The sequence below is a fragment of the Pedobacter sp. FW305-3-2-15-E-R2A2 genome (assembly GCF_038446955.1).
Lineage (GTDB): Bacteria > Bacteroidota > Bacteroidia > Sphingobacteriales > Sphingobacteriaceae > Pedobacter.
This window is the reverse complement of sequence record NZ_CP151803.1, coordinates 4,133,952-4,152,160: the sequence shown is the minus strand read 5'-3', so window position 1 is coordinate 4,152,160 and position 18,209 is coordinate 4,133,952. Positions and strand designations below refer to the sequence as shown.

Genomic DNA, 18,209 nt, shown 5'->3' with positions numbered 1-18,209 from the left:
AGTATTATACGTTCAGCTTCCCTGGCGAAACGGCAAACTTCTTCTTAAATGCATTGCTAAAATGTGGAACGGAGGAATAACCCGATTGAAATGCCACAGACTTTATCGGCGTACCCTCCAGCAGGAGTTGCCTGGCGTAGTTTAGCTTGTGGTCACTTAAATAACCGAATATGCTTTTATTAAACAATTCCTTAAACCCTTTCTTCAATTTAAATTCATTAATGCCGCATACCTTTGCAAGCTGCGCAATAGAAGGGGGCTCCTGGATGTTCTGAATCAGGTAATCCCGGGCATAATAAATACAATCTTTATCATAAGCGGATTGCAAGGGTAAGTTTTCATTTTTAGTGGCAGCCCTTTCAAAAGCCCCGGCCTGAAGCACCAGTAATTCTGTGCATTTCGACTCGATCAGCAGTAGTTTTAATCCTTCTGTATACCTACAATTGAGGATATCATGCATACAGTTTTGCATGGCCCAGGAGATCGGCAGGTTTTGTTCAGCCATTTGCGAATAACGTCCTGCATCCATATGGTCAGCTAAAACCTGAAGTGGCCTGTTCGAGTTTTCGGCGAGTTGCAAAAACTTTTCTTTAGCAAATTGGACTTCAAAGAAACGGTAATTACTGTTCGTATCATATTCACCTGTACCATCCAGTTCAGGCATATAAATGATGTTTTGCTGGTTGGAATTAAAGATATAGCGTTGCTTGTTCACCTCGTTATATATGGTTCCATTACCAGATAGGGTGAAACGCAACTTAATCATATCCCGTTTATCATTGTTGGGACTGAAATAGATTTGACGCTGTTTGAATGAAATGTCCCCATATACGATATAAAGATCCGGAGTGGTGATCTGCAGGAATTCCGCATCGCTAAAAGAAAAATTGTACCGGTCTCTGCTTTCTTTAATGAATTGTCCCTGATTAGAAAAGGGTTCGAAATTCCCACCTACTTTTTTCCAGGCCCCATAATCTTTACCAACATTAATTGACATAATGGCAATGATAATCATAAAAAAGACCTTTTATGATTCCGATTTTCAAAAATTACAATTTCCTGTAAAAGAAAATCCCTTTTGTGTAAATCCCTGTAATCGCTATTTCTGAATTTGCGCGCCGAATAGGCTCACAAGAAATCGAGACTATTTATAGAATTTATTTGGAAAGAGATTTAGAAAGCAAAATATGGAAGAGCAGATAGATTTTATTAAAGAAGCAGGCAAGAAAAATACGACTGACGTTTCGCCTTTTAGTCGTACGATGATTTCCAAAACCCTGGATCAGCTGGAATTAGCCGACCATGCTTTGGTTTTGGAAATCGGCTTTAAAAGCAGGGAATATCTTCCGTTTCTTTTTAAAAAAGCTACAGGAATTAGTTATTACGGCAATCATATTTCTGAAACGTTGGTAGTGGCGGCTTCATCAGCCCCAGCATTAAAAATAAATGGGGGGACAGCCCAATTTAGCCATGCAAAAGAAGATGGTAAGTTGGATTTTGGAAATAATTTCTTTGATGGTTGCTTTACCGTAAATACCATTTATTTCTGGAAGGATCCCGTGTCTCATTTAAAGGAAATATATCGTGTGCTACGGATCGGAGAAAAACTTAGTTTGTCATTTATAGACAAGAAAAATGGAGCAGAGCTGCCCTGGACACAGGCCGATTTTAATTTTTATGATATTAATGAGGTCAAAACGTTTTTCAAGAAAGCAGGTTTCGTAAATATTGAAGTCAGACAAATGACCGAAGAAGTAACTGGTCAGGATGGGAAAGGAATGATCAGGCCTTTTATTAATGTAGTTGGGAAGAGATGAAGTGCATTAATACATCGAAAAAAAAGTACAGCTGATATTTTACCAGCTGTACTTTGAATTTTAAACTACTTCAACAAGATGCGCGCCTGAAACGCAACTAGCTGACCCAGATTCTTCTACTGTAAATGTTACAGATGCACTGCAATTTTGGGGATTTGAATTTAAGCAACATTTGTAAGTACAACCGCCTGCAAGTCTTGAAGTTTCTCCACCTCCAGTTAGGTTTTTCATTTGATTTCTCGTAAGTGTTTTTAAATTTTTCATAATAGGGTTTTTTGATTAGTTATACTAATATACATATAAATCTCATAAGTGAGAGATATATTTAACCATTTGTTTTTAATCACTTTGGGTTGTAATGAAAGAATGGATTGATACCCACTGAGTGTTTCTGTAGAACCCATTTTGCCAAAGACAAGAGTTACATGAAAAGATCAACCAAAATAATTATAGCCGGCATCTTATTTAGCATCGCATTGGCATTTATTTTTAATCCGTTTTATTGGCTAATGCAACCTGGGCAACAAATTAAGCAACCAGAATTATCATCACAGGAACAAGTATATTTTAAAGAATTGGAGAAAAAATACAATAGCAAAATAGAAAGATTTTATCATAATTATACCTTTCGACTATGCTTGTCCATTGATTTACCCGCAAATAAAAGTCTTGAACAAGACTCCATCTTTACTATTGCTGAGCATATTAAAAATTCCATTCTGAATAAGAATAAAAACTTAAAAAGAATCATGATCTATAGAAATTACAAGACTTATGAATATGTATTTGATGGAAGTTAAAATTTATACTGAAAAGGTCGATTCATCTCTTGTTATGGCTATAAGCTATTTGGTGTTTATAGCAGCCAACTATAGGTAATATTATAAATATTTATAGATTTGGTTGTTAAAGGGGAAGATGTACGCTGACAGTTTAAATAGTTCCGGGGACGATGAGCTTTTGCTCCAACTGAGTGAAGGGAGCAAGCCTGCTTTTGATATTTTGTATAACAGGTACTGGAGGCTTGTTTTTAATACGGCCTTTAAAAGGTTGAATGATATGGAACGGTCTCAGGATATTGCTCAGGATGTATTTGTCCAGCTTTGGATCAGGGGCACAAGGACTCCAATTGAAAATCTTCCGGCTTATTTAAATGTGGCTGCCAGAAATGGGGTGTTCAAACATTTGGAGAAAGAAGGAAGATATGCAGCGCTTCCTGATACAGTAGGTGAATTAGAAGGTACCCAGGGTGATGCCGATGCAAAAATTTTACATAAGGAGTTTCTTCAAGCCTTTCATCAGCTCATAGATAGTCTTCCTGCACAACAACGTATTATCTTTAAAATGCGCTTTGAAGAAGACTTAAGTAGTCAGGAAATTGCGAATAGACTACAAATTTCACCAAAAACAGTAAGAAATCAATTAGGTAAGGCATTAAATACGCTTAGAACTTCACTAATGCTGTTTTATACCCTTGTTTTATATTGTCAGACGCGATAAAAACTGTGTTTTTTGTTGTTGTAGTCTGAAATAAAAATAAATTTCATTTTCGCGTGGGCTATTTTGGGTTTTGTGACTCATATAGGTATAACACGGATAATGAAAAGCGCTTACAAAAATTATTTTAGAGATATTCTTGCAAAATACAGGCAGCATAAGAGCAGTTTGGAGGAAACGAAGTTCCTGGAAACTTATTATGATATGTTTGAGGTCAATGAAGACCTGATTAATTCAGAAAACGAACCCTTGTTTTCTGAATTAAAAGAGGACATCAAGGCAAAGATAGACCAGCAAATTGCCGGGCCAAAGGTAAAGAAGCTAAACTATGGATGGCTCAAATACGCAGCAGCAGTATTGTTGTTGGTTTCCGTTTCCATTTATTTCTTTTCTGACCAGCAAAAGAGTGATCCTATCACTCAAATGGATGCTGCCATTAGTCCCGGGGGTAATAATGCTATTCTTACACTGGCTAATGGAAAGAAAATTGCGTTAAATGATGCCGCCAAAGGCGAAATTTCTAATCAATCGGGCATTAGCGTCAGTAAATCTAAGGATGGGGAACTGATTTATACCGTTGTTTCCAGGGAAGGTGATGAATTAAGCGAAAATACACACAATACCATTTCTACACCTAATGGCGGGCAATATACCATCATACTTTCAGATGGGACTAAAGTGATGCTGAACTCGGCTTCGTCCATGACCTTCCCGACCTCTTTTAAAGCGGCAGACCGTAGGGTTGAATTAAATGGGGAGGCCTATTTTGAAGTGGCTAAAGATAAAAACAAGCGGTTCAGGGTGATTTCCGGCTTGCAGACTGTAGAGGTATTAGGCACCCATTTCAATGTCAATGCCTATGGAGATGAAAAAATCATAAAAACAACATTGCTGGAAGGTGCGGTAAAAGTATTTACTGCTAAAAAATCAGTTTTAATTGAACCGGGAGAACAGGCCGTGCTGGATAAGGTGGATGAAAATTCTATTGCCAAACACCTGGTCAATATCAATAAAGAAACTTCCTGGATCAATGGCATTTTCTCTTTTGAAGGGGATGACCTTAAATCTGTCATGCGGCAGGTTGCGAGATGGTACGATGTCAATGTCATATATGTGGGCCCGATCAGTGAAGAAAAATATTTCGGAGAGATCTCCAGAAACAGTAAACTTTCAGAAGTGATTAAAATATTGGAACTCAATAATGTAAAATTTGAGGTTGCAGGGAAAACCATCAAAGTATCGTATGACCAACGAACTCCTCCGCAATAGTTCCAGAATCAATAAAATAATGAACCTAAATCTTTAACCAACCAAACCAAACACAGATGATAAAAAAGCTACAATAAATCAGGAACCACAAGAGATTTGACTAAAAAACCGGAAGTATCTCACCACTTCCGGTTACAAAAAAAGTCAGCAGCCAGATATTGAGACCGGGCTGCCATTTATTAACTTAATTCTATTCCAAAAGTATGAAATTAACTTTTCTTTACAACCCCGTATTTTTTATGCGGCGGGTAAAGTACAAATTACTATTAGTGATGAAATTAACTGCTATTTTATTACTGATCGGGACGATGCATATATATGCCGCCAGCTATTCACAAAACGTTACTGTTTCCAGAAAAAACACCACACTTGAAACCGTTTTCAAGGATATAAAAAAACAAACCGGCTATCTGTTTTTCTACAGTGGGAAGGTGAACCTGAACAGGCAGATACTAAATGTTGAATTGAAAAATGTCCCCCTGGAAGAGGCGCTTAAAGCATGTCTTACTGATCAGAATTTAACCTTTAACATCGTCGATAAGACCATTGTTGTTCGAAATGAGGTGGTTGGCAATACGACCGAAACTGCCAGCAACCGGATCGACATTACAGGAAAAGTGATTGACCCCCAAAACCAGCTTGGAATTCCTGGTGTAAATATTACCGTCAAGGGGAATAAGAATATCAGGTCTCAGACCAATAGCAAAGGGGAGTTCAAAATTGATGCACAACCGGGCGATATCCTCGTGTTTACTTATATCGGATATAAGGAAAAGGAAGTAAAAGTGGGCGATGCCAAGTTTCTAACCGTGAGCATGGAAGATCAGGTAAACCAGATGAGTGATGTCATTGTTACCGGTTACCAAACGATCAAAAAAGAGAGTTATACCGGGAATGCCATCGTGATTAAGGGCGAAGACCTGCAAAGAACCAATCCGCAAAACGTGCTGAAAGCCATTCAGACATTTGATCCATCCTTCAGATTGTTGGACAATAACCTGGCCGGATCAGATCCAAATGCCCTGCCAAGAATCAATGTGAGGGGGGCTACCGCATTACCTGGCATACCGGCTAACAGGGATGATGTATTGGACCGGAACAATTTGTCCAGTTCTTTTAACCTGCCGGCCTTTATATTGGATGGATTTGAAGTTTCCCTGCAAAAAGTAATGGACCTTGATGTGAACCGCGTTGCCTCCATTACCTTACTTAAGGATGCTGCCGCAACGGCTGTTTACGGATCGAGAGCGGCCAATGGCGTGATGGTGATCACCACCAAAGCCCCTGTAGCGGGAAAACTGCAATTGGGATACAACTATGAACTTACTTTTTCAGGAGCGGATCTTTCCGGTTATCAGGTGCTCAATGCCAAAGATAAAATTGCGTATGAGCAGCTTGCCGGGATGTACAGAACAGGCGGATCAAGCGGCGATACTCCACAGGATGTATTGGATGCACAGTTGTTTTCCAGGTTAAGAAACGTCGCCAGTGGGGTAGATACCTATTGGTTGTCGCAGCCGCTTCGCAATAGTTACGCACAGAAACACGCGCTGAATGCCCAGGGCGGGGACCAGAATTTCCGTTATGGCATTGACATGAGGTACCAGACCCAGCCAGGGGTCATGAAAGGGGCTACAAGAGATCGGTTTAGCGGGGGGATGAATTTCACCTATAATCCTTCTCCCAGACTGATCCTGAGAAATGACCTTTCCATCAACCAAACCAATGCCGTGAATTCGCCCTATGGCAGTTTTTCTACCTATGCGCTGATGAACCCTTATTTTCCTAAAGCCGACAGCACCGGCCGGATCATTCAGGAACTGGCAAACTGGCGGGTAAATACCTTCAGAAACCAGGACAATCAATATAAAAATGTCTATGTATTTAACCCCTTGTTTGAGGCCGGGTTAAACAATTTCGATAAGGAATCCTATCTGGAAATCATCGATGCCTTTTCTGCTGATTATAAACTGTCGCCCAGTCTGCGGATTAAAGGATTGATCAGTTTAAATCAAACCAATTCAAAATCTGATTTATTTCGTTCCCCTTCCAGCAATGAATTTTACGATTATGCGACAGATAAGCTGAATAACAGAGGAACTTACCGGTACACTACGACAAACAGAACTGCCGTTGACGGAAATTTGACCATCAATTACAACAAACAGGTTGCAGACAATTTCTTCAATTTGGTACTTGGGGCGAATGTCCTTTCTGCCAAGTCTGATTTTAAATCTGTGGAAGCTCAGGGATTTTCTAACGACCGGTTTACGAATATCGGTTTTGCCAGGATCTATAAAGAAAATTCCGGACCTGGTGGCAATGTGCTCATCAGCAGAACGGCGGGAGCCTTCTTTTCCGGTAACTATTCCTATAAAAACAAATACCTGTTCGATGGATCTTTCAGGATGGAGGGGTCTTCAGCGTTTGGATCAAATAAGCGTTTTGCACCTTTCTGGGCGGTAGGAACCGGATGGAACATTCATAATGAAGAATTCCTTAAGGGATCCGCAGTAATTAGTCAGCTGAGGTTAAAGGCGAGTACAGGAACGCTTGGTTCCGTAGGATTTGAACCATACATGTCCAGATCCATGTACGGCTACTATTCGCAGAACTGGTATTCTACCGGTATCGGAGCAGCTCAGCTTGGCTATGGCAACAGTAATTTGCAGTGGCAGAAAACCAAAACCTATGATGCAGGACTGGACATCGGCTTGTTTAAAGATCGAGTAGTCCTTTCCCCACGCTATTATTACAAACTTACCAAAGGTCTGATTACGGACATCAGCCTTGCGCCGTCTACAGGTTTCACTACGTATAAAGAAAACCTGGGCGATATGGCCAATAAAGGATACGAGATCTACCTTACCGCCAATGCGATTAATACTTCGGGTTGGAACGTGAACATTACCGGTAACCTGGCCCACAATACCAATACCTTGGTAAAACTGTCCAATTCCTTAAAAGTGCTGAACAGTAAGATCGACGATCTTCAGAATGACCCTGCCTACAATGAGAATGCTGCAAACGGCTTAATCTCCATGCCTTTGCTGCGGTATAACGAAGGCCAGTCGCTGAATACGATCTATGCCGTAAAATCTTTAGGAATTGACCCGGAAAATGGCAAAGAGATCTATGTAAAAAGAGATGGAACTTTAACCTACGACTATGACATTAAAGACACTCAGCCGGTAGGGAATACCACACCTAAGGTAGCGGGTAATCTTGGCAGTAACATCAGCTATAAGAATTTCATGGTCAGTTTTAGCTTTTACTACCGCATGGGCGGACAGATTTATAACCAGACCCTGGTAGACCGAATTGAAAATGCTGATCCCCGGTTTAATGTAGACCGGAGGGCATTGTCGCAAAGATGGCTTAAGCCGGGAGATCCTGCTTTATACAAGAATATACAAGATCTTTCTTTAACCAGAGCGAGTTCAAGGTTTATTCAAAAAGAGAACTTGATAGAGCTGCAGTCGGTTTACCTGTCGTATGATTTTAAAAAGGATTTTGTACGCAAAGCAGGATTCCAGAGCTTAAGAACAGCGCTTACCATGAATGATATTTTCAGGGCATCGACTGTAGAAATAGAGCGGGGTATCGATTCACCCTTCGCCAGAAGCATTACATTTTCTTTACAGGCCACCTTCTAAAAACTACCGACATGAATTCATTAAAATTAATTTATATAGTGACGATCTGCTTGCTGATTTGTGCTTCATGCAAGAAATTTCTCGATGTACAGCCAGAATCTGATGTAACCAAGGAACAATTATTTACCACAGAAGAAGGTTTCAAAGAAGCATTGAATGGGGTGTATACCTATTGTGCCACCCGCGATTTATATGGAGGTAACCTGACCGTGTCTAATCTGGACATTATGGCGCAAAATTATACGCTTACCGATCTTAACCTGCAGAAGATTGCTTCATTTAAATATACCGATCAGACGCTGATCAGCAAATATGATCAGATCTGGATCAATTTCTATAAGGCCATCAGTAATTGCAACGCCATACTTGAAGCGATAGATCAGAAGAAATCCATTTTTCAGGATAAAAACTTTGAGCTGATCAAAGGTGAAGCGCTGACGCTCCGTGCTTACCTGCACTTTGACTTGTTAAGGATGTACGCACCATCCTATAAAAACAATCCCGGCGTTTCGGCAATCCCTTATGTAACCACAGTTTCTATAAAAAGCACTCCTTTCTCTACGGTAACTGAGGTATTGGATAAAGTGATTGCCGATCTTTCTGCAGCTAAAGTACTGCTGCGAACTTCCGATCCTATTTTGAGTCCGGGATACATCATTGGTTATCCGGGAAAAGTTTATCCGGATGAAACACCGACAGCAAAAAAATCAACGGAGACGAGTAGTTCCTCGCTGTTTCTTCAGAACAGAAGGCACCGCATGAATTATTTTACCGTCTGCGGTCAGCTGGCCAGGGTTTATCTGTATAAGAACGACCTGCCCAATAGTTTGCAAAATGCGAGGGAGGTGATCGATGCTAAAAAATTCCCCTGGACGGAGAGTGCAGATTTTAACAATACCAATCCTGAACAGCGGGATAAAATCTTTTATCCGGAGCTGATTACGGCCTGGTATGTTTCACAAGACAACAATCAGGTAGATCATTTCTCCGCCTTGTTTACAAAAAATGATGCCATGTATGTGCCTTCGATTACACAGAAGGACCTGATCTATGAAAAAGGAACAGTTGGTGCAGATGACTGGAGAAGGGCACAATGGTTCCGCGATGTACCCTCATCCAATAATGCCGGAAAAGCTTTTTTACAGAAGTACACGACAAATTCGAGTCCTTTAAAAAATCTTCATCCCACAGTAACGCCTGGCCTGCGGCTCTCAGAAGTCTATTACATTGCTGCGGAAGCCAGTTTTGACAGTGATCCGAACAATGCCACTGCTTTGGTAGACACCGTACGCAAACACCGCGGCATTGGTACGCCATTACCAAAAAACATCAGCAAAACCGAATTTATGACTAAGCTCGTTGGAGAGGCAAGAAAAGAGCTCTACGGGGAAAGCCAGATTTTCTTTATGCATAAAAGGTTAAACAGGGACGTCATTAATGCCAATGGATTGATCTATCCTGCCTCCAACGGCATTTTTGTATCCCCAATTCCGGTTGACGAACAAGCTTACAGAAACTAAATACAGAGATGATGAAAATGAACATATTTTACGTTTTTATACTTGGCTCATTGCTATTTGCCTGTAAAAAAAGCGACATATCGACTTATGAATCCGGCGATAATATTTACTTAAATTATTACGATAAGGACGGTGTTTTTGACACTGCAGCAGTTACTTATTCCTTTTCTACCCGTCCGGGATTGGCAAAAGATACCGTTTGGGTGCCGGTGGTGGTTTCCGGTAAACGACTGAACCGCGACAGGCAGTTTGTTCTGACGGTTGTAGATACGTCGACGACCGCAGAAAAGGAGAAGCATTACGAACCGCTTCAACCTTTTTACATCATGCCTGCAGATTCCGGAAAAATAAAAGTTCCGGTGATCATTAAGAATATCGACCAGGAATTAAGCAGTAAGTCTGTAGCCTTAACCTTTATGCTGAGCGGAAGTACTGATTTTAAACCGAATTTGCCAGCTAAGCTGCGGACCAAAAAAATCATTTATTCCAATAGACTGGAAATGCCTTCCTGGTGGATGTTCTGGCAAGGACAACTTGGACAATACAGCAGGGTAACCCATCAATTGTTCCTCATTTCCGGTGGAAAAGACCTGGTCAACCCAACATTACCCACTGCTTACCTGGAGATCCCGAGAACCTTGTACTATCTGGAAAATGTGAGGTTGTTTGTGAAGGATCCCTTTACCTGGGTCAGCAGAAATCCACAGGCGGGATATGTCCTTACCAAACGTCAGGATGGAACGGAGGATTATGATTTCTACCACACGACATCACCGGAAATCAAATTTTATGTAAAGTTCTTTCCTCAGGTAAACGGGTATTTCTTTATCAATGAGGCTGGTAAGCAGATCATCATGTAGTTCACGTATTAACAAAAAGATCATGAATTTTAAATATATATTTATACTGGCCATCACAGTCCTATTTTATACCTCCTGTAAAAAGGACCTGGGGAACTATTCCTATTCCCCTCCTTCAGTGCCTGTGGTAGAAGGGGTTGCCAATGTTAATTTTCCGGCACTTACCGGCGATACACTGGTGATCAAACCGAAAATTAGTCTGGAAGACGCAGACCCGATGAAAGACCTCAATTTTGAATGGCGGATATTTGTGTTGGAGGAACTTAAGGAAATCGTTTATACCGGTTATCCCTTAAAAATGCTTTATGGACTAGGTCCGGGCGAAAGAGCGGGTACATTGGTGGTTACCGATAAAAGAAATGGCCTTATTTATAAGTTCAAGTTTAAGGTAACCGGCACCACCCAATTTTCTACAGGTTCGGTGGTATTGAGCAGTGATGGCGGCGTTACAAAATTGTCGTTCGTAAAGCCAGACAATACGGTATTGCCAAATATCTATCAAAACCTTAACAACCTATCTCTGGCTGGGAATCCGGTGCAGTTGTACTATTCAAAACCTTTGCCTTTTCAATTGCTGAGCAAGGAAGAATACTGGGTATTATGTAATGATGAGGTTAAGGGAAGTACCATAGTCGACGCAAATACTTTGCTGCACAAAGATAACTTCAAATCGCAGTTCTTTTTGCCTCCTGCTATGGTTTCCCCCGGATATATAGAGCCGGTGATGGGGACGATCTCAAATGGGGTCATCAACAATAAATTATACATCGGTATCACAAGCACAGCACCATTTGCACCAGATTATGGGAAGTTTGCGAATGAACAGAATGGCGATTATCAATTGTCCAGCTTTTTTACGCATGGGAGCTCATTTTATTTTGGTTTCGATAAGAAAGCAAAAGCATTTGTCATTTTTGGTGGAGATGGGAGCTACCTCGGGACCACTTATCTCGTAAAGGAGACCAGTATATTCAACCCTAAATCCATTGGCTTGCAAAACCTGATTTTCATGAAAGCAGGCGAGTCGGGCACTTCTTACGCTTACTTTAAGGAGGCCGAGGGGAATACCTATGAACTGAAGTTCAGCTACAAACTCACCGGCACGGATAAGGAAATTATTCCTGAGCATAAACGTCTCTTTAAGGGCTCCTCATCGGTGAATGCAGACTCAAAATGGGTACGTAACAACCTGAATGTATTCTATTTCTCCTCAAATGATAAAATATGGAGGTATAATCCGGTAAATGAAAGTCTGACGGAGCTTGAAACCAGCTTTAGCGGTAAAAAGGTGACGATGTTAAAAATAAGTGCAGATGGAAATACCCTTTCAGCAGGCGTAAATGGATTTGTATACACACTTGATGTAACCGTGGGTAAAAATGGGAACATCACCAACACGATCAGTGGCATTCCCGGTGAACCGGTTGATTTAGTCATCAGATAAAAACGATAAACACATAGAACACAATGAAAATAAAACTATTGATAATTGCTGCATTAGCACCCTTTGTGGCAGCAGCACAGACACCTAATTTTACCATTACCGGCAAAATTGGCAACCTTAATGCACCTGCAAAGGTCTATCTTGATTACAGCTCAGAAGGAGAGGGGAAATCGGACTCTGCCACCTTTGTAAACGGGACATTTAAATTTACAGGGAATATAAAAGGAATCGCTTCTTCCAGAATGACACTTTCGCGTGAAGGGATCAGAGATAAGGAAATTTATGCCAGCGGCATCGGAGATGTAATTTATATGAACTTCGGTAAGGAAAACATACATATCAGTTCTCCGGACTCTTTATATAATGCAAAATGGACGGGATCAAAAGTATATGAGGAGATGAAAGCCTTCGAAAAGGAAGTGGGGCCAACAGTGATGACGGTGCATCATAATGCCAATGTGCTGCTGAAAAAGGCTACACCTGAGCAGCAAAAAGACACTGCTTATTTTAATGTTCTTGATAAAAAAGTGAAGGCACTAAGGGTTTCCCGCGGACAAAAGATGTTGCTGTTCGCGAAAAATAATCCAGGTTCTTATTTTGCGTTGCAGGCTTTATCTGAATCTGTAAGTGGATATGGTGTAAAGTCAGACATCGCATTGCCTCTATTTAATGGTCTCACTGAGCCGCTGAGGTTGTCTTATACTGGTCAGGGTCTTTATAAAATTCTGAATGCCACTACCATCACTGCGCTGGGTTCAAAAGCCCCTGATTTTACACAAAAGGATGTAAATGGCAAATCTGTGTCGCTATCAGATTTTAAGGGAAAGTATGTATTGGTGGAGTTTTGGGCCAGTTGGTGTTCTCCTTGTCGCGCGGAGAGTCCTAATTTGTTGAAACAATATGCTGCCTATAAAGATAAGGGATTTGAGATCCTTGGTGTTTCTGTAGATCATGATAAGGCTAAATGGATCGAGGCGATTAAAAAAGATGGCTTAACCTGGCCTCAGGTCTCTGACTTAAAAGGTTGGGAAAGCGACGCAAGAAAGGTCTATGGCATATCAGGTGTGCCTGCTAATTTTTTGATCGCGCCGGACGGTAAGATCATTGGCAGTCACTTAATGGGTGAAGTGCTCAATAAAAAACTGGCTGAGTTAATGAAATAGGTATTCTATTCTGCTATTGCATACTTGCCCGGACAATCATTTAATCATCGTTTAATCCGATTGCCGGGCAAGTATTTTTTTAAACGCTAATGACCATTCTTAAAAATAGTTTTAAAGCCGCTGTATTCTTTTTTCTTTTATGTGGCCAATCTTATGGTCAAAATATTCATTCCCGAAAATTAGAACAAACGCTAGGCAAAGCGATAGAAAAGGCTTATGTTGCCAGTGTAAGGATCTGGGGTTTTGATACTTTAAAAAAGGTTCAGACAAGTGCGCAGTTTAGTGGGGTTGTTGTGAGCGCCCAAGGCCATATTTTAACAGCTGCACATGTGAATGAGCCCGGTAATACTTATCTGGTCAGTTTTCCCAATGGGAAATCCCATATTGCAATAGGCCTGGGTGAAATCGAGTTTACCGAAAATAAGCGCTTCCCTGATGTTGCTGTCATGAAAATGACCGGAGCGGACATTTGGCCTTATGCGGAAATGGGCTGGTCATCATCATTAAAGGTAGGCGAGCCTTGTTTAAGTATCGCTTATCCGGAGACCTTAAATCAACCCTTGCCAACCATCAGGTTTGGCCGGATTACGAATAAGAAAAATGAGTTTGGCTTTATACAATCCACCTGCATTATGGAACCCGGAGATTCCGGAGGTCCACTATTTGATCATTTAGGACGGGTTATCGCTTTACATAGCGCAATTGGAATCCTGGAAGATGAAAATTATGAAATTCCAATCGATCTCTACAGGAAGTACTGGACCGCTTTAAATATCCCTAGAACCTATGGTTTACTCCCTTCAATTGAAGATGCTGTGGGTACTGATCCATATCGGTCAAGGATGATGAATGGTTTTGCCCTCCTCAAAGATCAACAGCCTGGCTTTGCTCGTTTACCTACTCCGTTAAAGCAGAGTTGTTTACGGGTCAGCAGCGTGATAAATGGTAAAACACAACAGATCAATGGAACTTTATTCTCCATGTCTGTAAGGTCTGCAGGTACCAATAGCAGTTTTGTGATCAGTAAAAGTTCGCTGATTGGTGACCATCTGGTTGTATTGGCCGGAAACAAATCTATTGTCCTTAAAGTGATTTTCCGGGACTCAGAAAATGACCTTGTTTTATTGCAGCCGCTAAGCACAATTAAGGGAGGAATACCATTAAAACAGTTTAACAGGGATAGCTTATCATTTCAGGATTTTGGTAAATTCCTGATTTCTCCACAATCAGTCTCCGATGGTCAGATCAGTACTGTCGGAAGTATGTATTTTAAATCTCTAAAGAGATTTAGCATTGGATATTTGGGTGCTATGGCTACGTTCAAAGAGAACAATATTGTGATTACCGCGGTGCAACCCGGTTCTCCGGCAGGTGTAAGTGGCATAGCGGTAGGTGACCGGATTTTAAGTGTCAATGCTGTAGCGATAAATAAGCCTGAAGATTACGGCGCTGAGTTGATGAAGTTCTGGCCATATGATCAGCTTACTTTTGGCATAAAGCGTTTGGATAATCTGTCTTCAAAACAACTGACCTTGGGCGTTTATCAGGCTCCTTTGTCAGATCATCCTGCAGAACAATTTCCGGGAGGTAAAAGCATCAGACGTGATGGGTTTAGCCAGGTATTTAGTCATGATGCTAAAATCAAACCTGATGAATGTGGCGGTCCTGTTTTTGACATTAATCATCGTTTCTATGGCATTAATATCGCACGTTTCAGCAGGGCCGCCACATTTGTTATTCCTGCAAATGTGATACTGCGCTTGATGGAGAAGTATCAAAGTAGCGTGATGTGACCATATGATCACCGTTTAATGAGGTCCGAGTCCACTCTGGGCGGCCAGTTGCCTGCCATGCATGTCCAGCGAGATGGCATGTCGGATCTGGTATTTGTTCCAGTTTTGCAAAGCAGTATTCAGGTCCTTTTGTTCGCTTAAGTTCATGGCAAGGGAAATGGCATCACGGTAGGCTTTGGCGGTGCCGGATGCGGTATGTGGCCTGACCAGGTTGGCTGCATCACCAAGGATGGCGATACGGCCTTTAAACATTTTCGGTACTGCCATGTCCAGAATGACTTGCACAAATGGGTTTGGTGTTTGCTGCACCCGGTTTTTTAAGACTTCCGGCAGTTCCTTTGCTGCGCGTTCATTAAGCTGGTGTTGTTGATCCGGACTTAAAAAGCCGGCTGGAACGGTAAACTGGCGGTGGGTACCGTTTTTGTCGGTTAACAGTTCTTCCAGTTGCTTTGTGGTTTTGTTCTGATACCAAACCCAGTTGTATAAGCGCTGACCTTCCCTCAGATCGCCATTTATTCCAGGAACCAGGTAGGAGAGGAAGTGGGAATTTTGATAGTGATGGATGGAGAATTTATCGCTGAAGAAGCTGACTTCATCCGCGGTGAGTTCACTTTCGGGGATCAGACCACGGTAGGCTACATAGCCCGCATATTGTGGGTTTATTCCAGGTGCGACGTAGTTTCTCACAGTAGAACTTAGCCCGTCGGCGCCAATGATCAGGTCAGCTGTTCTGTGCTCGCCGTTTTTGAATCTTGCGGTTACCTTATTTTCTTCTTCATTGATGCTTTCGAGTTCAAAACCTGCGGAATAGCTGGATGCGGGGAAGTAATCTTTCAGCTGTCGCCAGATGTAGTTCCAGGAGGTAAACACCGTGTCGTTTGGGTACAAAAGCGCCGCACGACCCTTATCATCGAGGATCTGTCTTTTCGTCGCTGAAACGCCGAAAACGGATCGGGTGCTAATGCCTTGTTCGATGAAGTACTCCATCATGTCGTGCTGGATGACAAGACCTGCGCCTCTGTCCTTCATTTCTCCTGCGCTGCGTTCATAAATATGAACATCGTGACCTGCGTCCATTAATGCAATGCCTGCGCTCAGCCCTCCAATAGAGCCTCCGATTATAATTATTTTCATGATAGCTGTTATTTAGTTTTGGTTGTAAAGACGTTGATGATGGTGATAATGGCCATTACTCCCATAAATGAGGTTGACCAGCTCCAGCCGCCAGCGTTATAGAGCTGGATGGCGATAAAAGATCCCAGGGCGCCGCCGATGAAATAGCTGGTCATGTAGACTGTGTTGATCCTGCTGTTGGCTGTGGGATCCAGCGTGTAAATAATTGCAATGTTGGTGACCTGAGTTGCTTGCACACCAATGTCGAGCAGCACTACGGTAACCCAGATGGCTGCAAGGGAAACTGGAAAGAATTTCAACACGATGATACTGATCAGGGTTACGCCGGTGGAGAAAAGGAGGGAGCGACGTGGAGAGCCTTTGTCCGCGAGTTTACCAAAAACCGGTGCAATTAGTGCACCTGCTGCGGCAAGCAGGCCAAATAAGCCAATCTTCGCGGCGGAATAGTGGAAGGGTGCAGCACTGAGGTAGAAAGTCAGGGTTACCCAAAAAGCGCTTAGAGTTCCAAAGGCCAGCATGCCGGTAAATGCGGTACGACGCAGCAATGGGAATCTTTTGAATTGGGTGATTGTTGATTTTAGCAACGAGGGATAGCTGCCGGTAAAACGTTCGCTAGTGGAAGGGAAGTCTGCCTGCATGAGTATGCCTGTACCTAAAACCATCGCTGCTGAGATTAGGTATACGTATTGCCAGCCTAAGGTGCCGGTGATGAAGCCGCTGAACACACGTGCAACCAGGATGCCAACGAGGATTCCTGTGAAGATCTGGCCCACTATTTTACCTCTGTTTTCTGTGACCAGGCTGGCGGCCATTGGCAGGATTACCTGGGCGACTACGGAGAAAACGCCGATCAGCAGGCTTCCGGCATACAGGGTATACAGATTGGGAGAGAAGGCGACGAGTAAAAGCGATAGGATGAGTCCGCCCTGCAGGTATAAGATGAGCTTTTTGCGTTCGATCCTATCGCCCGCCGGTGTGAGAAAAAATAGTCCGATGCCGTAGCCGATCTGGGAAAGCACTGATATGGTTCCTGCTTTTTCTGCTGTGGTATGGAATTGGGTGGCGATGGCTTGTAAAATTGGTTGACTGTAGTAAACATTTGCGACCGCGATGCCGGCTGTTGCCGACATGATTAAAACCTGGGTTCTTGTTAGTGATGCCATTTTGTTGGGTGTTTTGTGATTTATATTGTCGCTTCCGACAATACAAATGTGGCGAACCCCATGGCCGTTTTTCAACGAACTGGTTTAGGAAATTCCGGCGAACTGGATTAAGAAAAAAGGTTGAACCAGATTAAGTTTTTGTGGATACGCGCCGGTTACGCAGTTTGGAGAGGTATTCTGTAGTCATGCCGAGAAAAGAAGCTAATGCGTACTGGGGCACTTTTGTGACGATGTCGGGATATCTTTCCAGAAATATTTCATAACGCTGTTCGGCTGTTTTAGTGAGATTGGTAATTACGCGTCTGGCCATATAGGCTGCGGTGCCTTCGGCAAGAATGCGGAAAAAGGTTTCAAAAACATGCCGTTTTTGTTTGAGCGCAGATTCGGCTTCATGGGAAATTTGCAGGATAAGGCTGTCTTCCAGGGCGACGATGAACATGGAGGCAGGCTGCTGAAAGATATAGCTGTTGTAGTCTGAGATCCACCAGTCACTGATTGCAAATTGGATGGTGTGTTCCTGACCTTCATCGCCAATGACGTATGCACGAAAAGTTCCTTGGACAACGTAGAAACGGTTTTTTGCCACAAACTCAGGCTGGACAATGAATTGTCTTTTTTTTACTTTAACTATTTTGAAAGCTTCACAGAATTCAGTCAGCTCATCTTCAGTGATGGATAGTCGTTTCTGTACGTGGGCTTTGAGTTTGTCGTATTCACTCATCGAAATGAATTGCTTGTTGGGCTAAGATAGGTATTTTCTGATGTTCTTCTTGTGTGTACTGAGGCAGTCTATCGATGTTCGATTCCAGGTAAACCACCTTTTTTGATTTTTCTATATAAAAATCCACTTACGGTTTCCCGGATTTATAACTGCTGAGTTGTGTCTAATTTAG

Annotated in this window: 15 protein-coding genes; 10 read left to right on the top strand and 5 right to left on the bottom strand. The window is 42.2% G+C overall.

The annotated features are described in order from the left end of the window. Positions 1-4 precede the first annotated feature (4 nt). On the bottom strand, positions 5-997 hold the full coding sequence (locus AAFF35_RS16575; protein WP_342327641.1) for an AraC family transcriptional regulator: 993 nt from the start codon (positions 995-997) through the stop codon (positions 5-7). A 190-nt stretch (positions 998-1,187) separates the two neighbouring features. On the opposite strand from AAFF35_RS16575, the gene AAFF35_RS16570 reads away from it, so the two are divergent. Beyond that, positions 1,188-1,817, top strand: a complete 630-nt coding sequence (locus AAFF35_RS16570) for a methyltransferase domain-containing protein (protein ID WP_342327640.1) — start codon at positions 1,188-1,190, stop codon at positions 1,815-1,817. A 60-nt stretch (positions 1,818-1,877) separates the two neighbouring features. Here AAFF35_RS16570 and AAFF35_RS16565 read toward each other — a convergent pair whose 3' ends face one another. Further along, positions 1,878-2,081: a hypothetical protein gene (locus AAFF35_RS16565; RefSeq protein ID WP_342327639.1), complete on the bottom strand. Its 204-nt coding sequence runs from the start codon at positions 2,079-2,081 to the stop codon at positions 1,878-1,880. 161 nt (positions 2,082-2,242) lie between these two features. On the opposite strand from AAFF35_RS16565, the gene AAFF35_RS16560 reads away from it, so the two are divergent. The 9 genes from AAFF35_RS16560 to AAFF35_RS16520 all read left to right on the top strand — a co-directional run bounded on the left by AAFF35_RS16560 (position 2,243) and on the right by AAFF35_RS16520 (position 15,019). Beyond that, positions 2,243-2,617: a hypothetical protein gene (locus tag AAFF35_RS16560; RefSeq protein WP_342327638.1), complete on the top strand. Its 375-nt coding sequence runs from the start codon at positions 2,243-2,245 to the stop codon at positions 2,615-2,617. Positions 2,618-2,735: 118 nt separating this feature from the next. Next, entirely contained in the window at positions 2,736-3,317 is a 582-nt protein-coding gene (locus AAFF35_RS16555; RefSeq protein ID WP_342327637.1) for a sigma-70 family RNA polymerase sigma factor, read from the top strand. A 99-nt stretch (positions 3,318-3,416) separates the two neighbouring features. Further along, entirely contained in the window at positions 3,417-4,583 is a 1,167-nt protein-coding gene (locus tag AAFF35_RS16550; RefSeq protein WP_342327636.1) for a FecR family protein, read from the top strand. A 272-nt stretch (positions 4,584-4,855) separates the two neighbouring features. Continuing rightward, positions 4,856-8,239 carry a SusC/RagA family TonB-linked outer membrane protein gene (locus AAFF35_RS16545; RefSeq protein WP_342327635.1) on the top strand — a complete coding sequence of 1,128 codons (3,384 nt, stop codon included), beginning with the start codon at positions 4,856-4,858 and terminating at the stop codon, positions 8,237-8,239. A gap of 11 nt (positions 8,240-8,250) precedes the next feature. Next, positions 8,251-9,759: a RagB/SusD family nutrient uptake outer membrane protein gene (locus AAFF35_RS16540; RefSeq protein WP_342327634.1), complete on the top strand. Its 1,509-nt coding sequence runs from the start codon at positions 8,251-8,253 to the stop codon at positions 9,757-9,759. Between the two features lie 17 nt (positions 9,760-9,776). Then, positions 9,777-10,619, top strand: coding sequence for a DUF4843 domain-containing protein (locus AAFF35_RS16535; protein WP_342327633.1), 843 nt, complete (start codon positions 9,777-9,779; stop codon positions 10,617-10,619). 22 nt (positions 10,620-10,641) lie between these two features. After that, the gene (locus AAFF35_RS16530) at positions 10,642-12,063 is read left to right on the top strand and encodes a PKD-like family lipoprotein (protein WP_342327632.1); all 1,422 of its coding nucleotides are present in this window, start codon (positions 10,642-10,644) and stop codon (positions 12,061-12,063) included. Between the two features lie 23 nt (positions 12,064-12,086). Next, entirely contained in the window at positions 12,087-13,226 is a 1,140-nt protein-coding gene (locus AAFF35_RS16525) for a TlpA disulfide reductase family protein (protein ID WP_342327631.1), read from the top strand. 89 nt (positions 13,227-13,315) lie between these two features. Further along, complete coding sequence (locus AAFF35_RS16520; RefSeq protein WP_342327630.1) at positions 13,316-15,019, top strand: trypsin-like peptidase domain-containing protein; 1,704 nt, start codon at positions 13,316-13,318, stop codon at positions 15,017-15,019. 15 nt (positions 15,020-15,034) lie between these two features. Here AAFF35_RS16520 and AAFF35_RS16515 read toward each other — a convergent pair whose 3' ends face one another. The 3 genes from AAFF35_RS16515 to AAFF35_RS16505 form a co-directional block, all read right to left on the bottom strand. Next, positions 15,035-16,153, bottom strand: a complete 1,119-nt coding sequence (locus tag AAFF35_RS16515) for an FAD-dependent monooxygenase (RefSeq protein ID WP_342327629.1) — start codon at positions 16,151-16,153, stop codon at positions 15,035-15,037. 8 nt (positions 16,154-16,161) lie between these two features. Beyond that, positions 16,162-17,316, bottom strand: coding sequence for an MFS transporter (locus tag AAFF35_RS16510; protein WP_342327628.1), 1,155 nt, complete (start codon positions 17,314-17,316; stop codon positions 16,162-16,164). Between the two features lie 130 nt (positions 17,317-17,446). Continuing rightward, on the bottom strand, positions 17,447-18,037 hold the full coding sequence (locus AAFF35_RS16505; RefSeq protein WP_342327627.1) for a Crp/Fnr family transcriptional regulator: 591 nt from the start codon (positions 18,035-18,037) through the stop codon (positions 17,447-17,449). Between the last annotated feature and the right edge of the window lie 172 nt (positions 18,038-18,209).

Bases quoted from the DNA above. Each gene is read 5' to 3' on its own strand.
- AAFF35_RS16575 (WP_342327641.1), bottom strand. From the start codon at position 997: ATGTCAATTAATGTTGGTAAAGATTATGGGGCCTGGAAAAAAGTAGGT.
- AAFF35_RS16570 (WP_342327640.1), top strand. From the start codon at position 1,188: ATGGAAGAGCAGATAGATTTTATTAAAGAAGCAGGCAAGAAAAATACG.
- AAFF35_RS16565 (WP_342327639.1), bottom strand. From the start codon at position 2,081: ATGAAAAATTTAAAAACACTTACGAGAAATCAAATGAAAAACCTAACT.
- AAFF35_RS16560 (WP_342327638.1), top strand. From the start codon at position 2,243: ATGAAAAGATCAACCAAAATAATTATAGCCGGCATCTTATTTAGCATC.
- AAFF35_RS16555 (WP_342327637.1), top strand. From the start codon at position 2,736: ATGTACGCTGACAGTTTAAATAGTTCCGGGGACGATGAGCTTTTGCTC.
- AAFF35_RS16550 (WP_342327636.1), top strand. From the start codon at position 3,417: ATGAAAAGCGCTTACAAAAATTATTTTAGAGATATTCTTGCAAAATAC.
- AAFF35_RS16545 (WP_342327635.1), top strand. From the start codon at position 4,856: ATGAAATTAACTGCTATTTTATTACTGATCGGGACGATGCATATATAT.
- AAFF35_RS16540 (WP_342327634.1), top strand. From the start codon at position 8,251: ATGAATTCATTAAAATTAATTTATATAGTGACGATCTGCTTGCTGATT.
- AAFF35_RS16535 (WP_342327633.1), top strand. From the start codon at position 9,777: ATGAACATATTTTACGTTTTTATACTTGGCTCATTGCTATTTGCCTGT.
- AAFF35_RS16530 (WP_342327632.1), top strand. From the start codon at position 10,642: ATGAATTTTAAATATATATTTATACTGGCCATCACAGTCCTATTTTAT.
- AAFF35_RS16525 (WP_342327631.1), top strand. From the start codon at position 12,087: ATGAAAATAAAACTATTGATAATTGCTGCATTAGCACCCTTTGTGGCA.
- AAFF35_RS16520 (WP_342327630.1), top strand. From the start codon at position 13,316: ATGACCATTCTTAAAAATAGTTTTAAAGCCGCTGTATTCTTTTTTCTT.
- AAFF35_RS16515 (WP_342327629.1), bottom strand. From the start codon at position 16,153: ATGAAAATAATTATAATCGGAGGCTCTATTGGAGGGCTGAGCGCAGGC.
- AAFF35_RS16510 (WP_342327628.1), bottom strand. From the start codon at position 17,316: ATGGCATCACTAACAAGAACCCAGGTTTTAATCATGTCGGCAACAGCC.
- AAFF35_RS16505 (WP_342327627.1), bottom strand. From the start codon at position 18,037: ATGAGTGAATACGACAAACTCAAAGCCCACGTACAGAAACGACTATCC.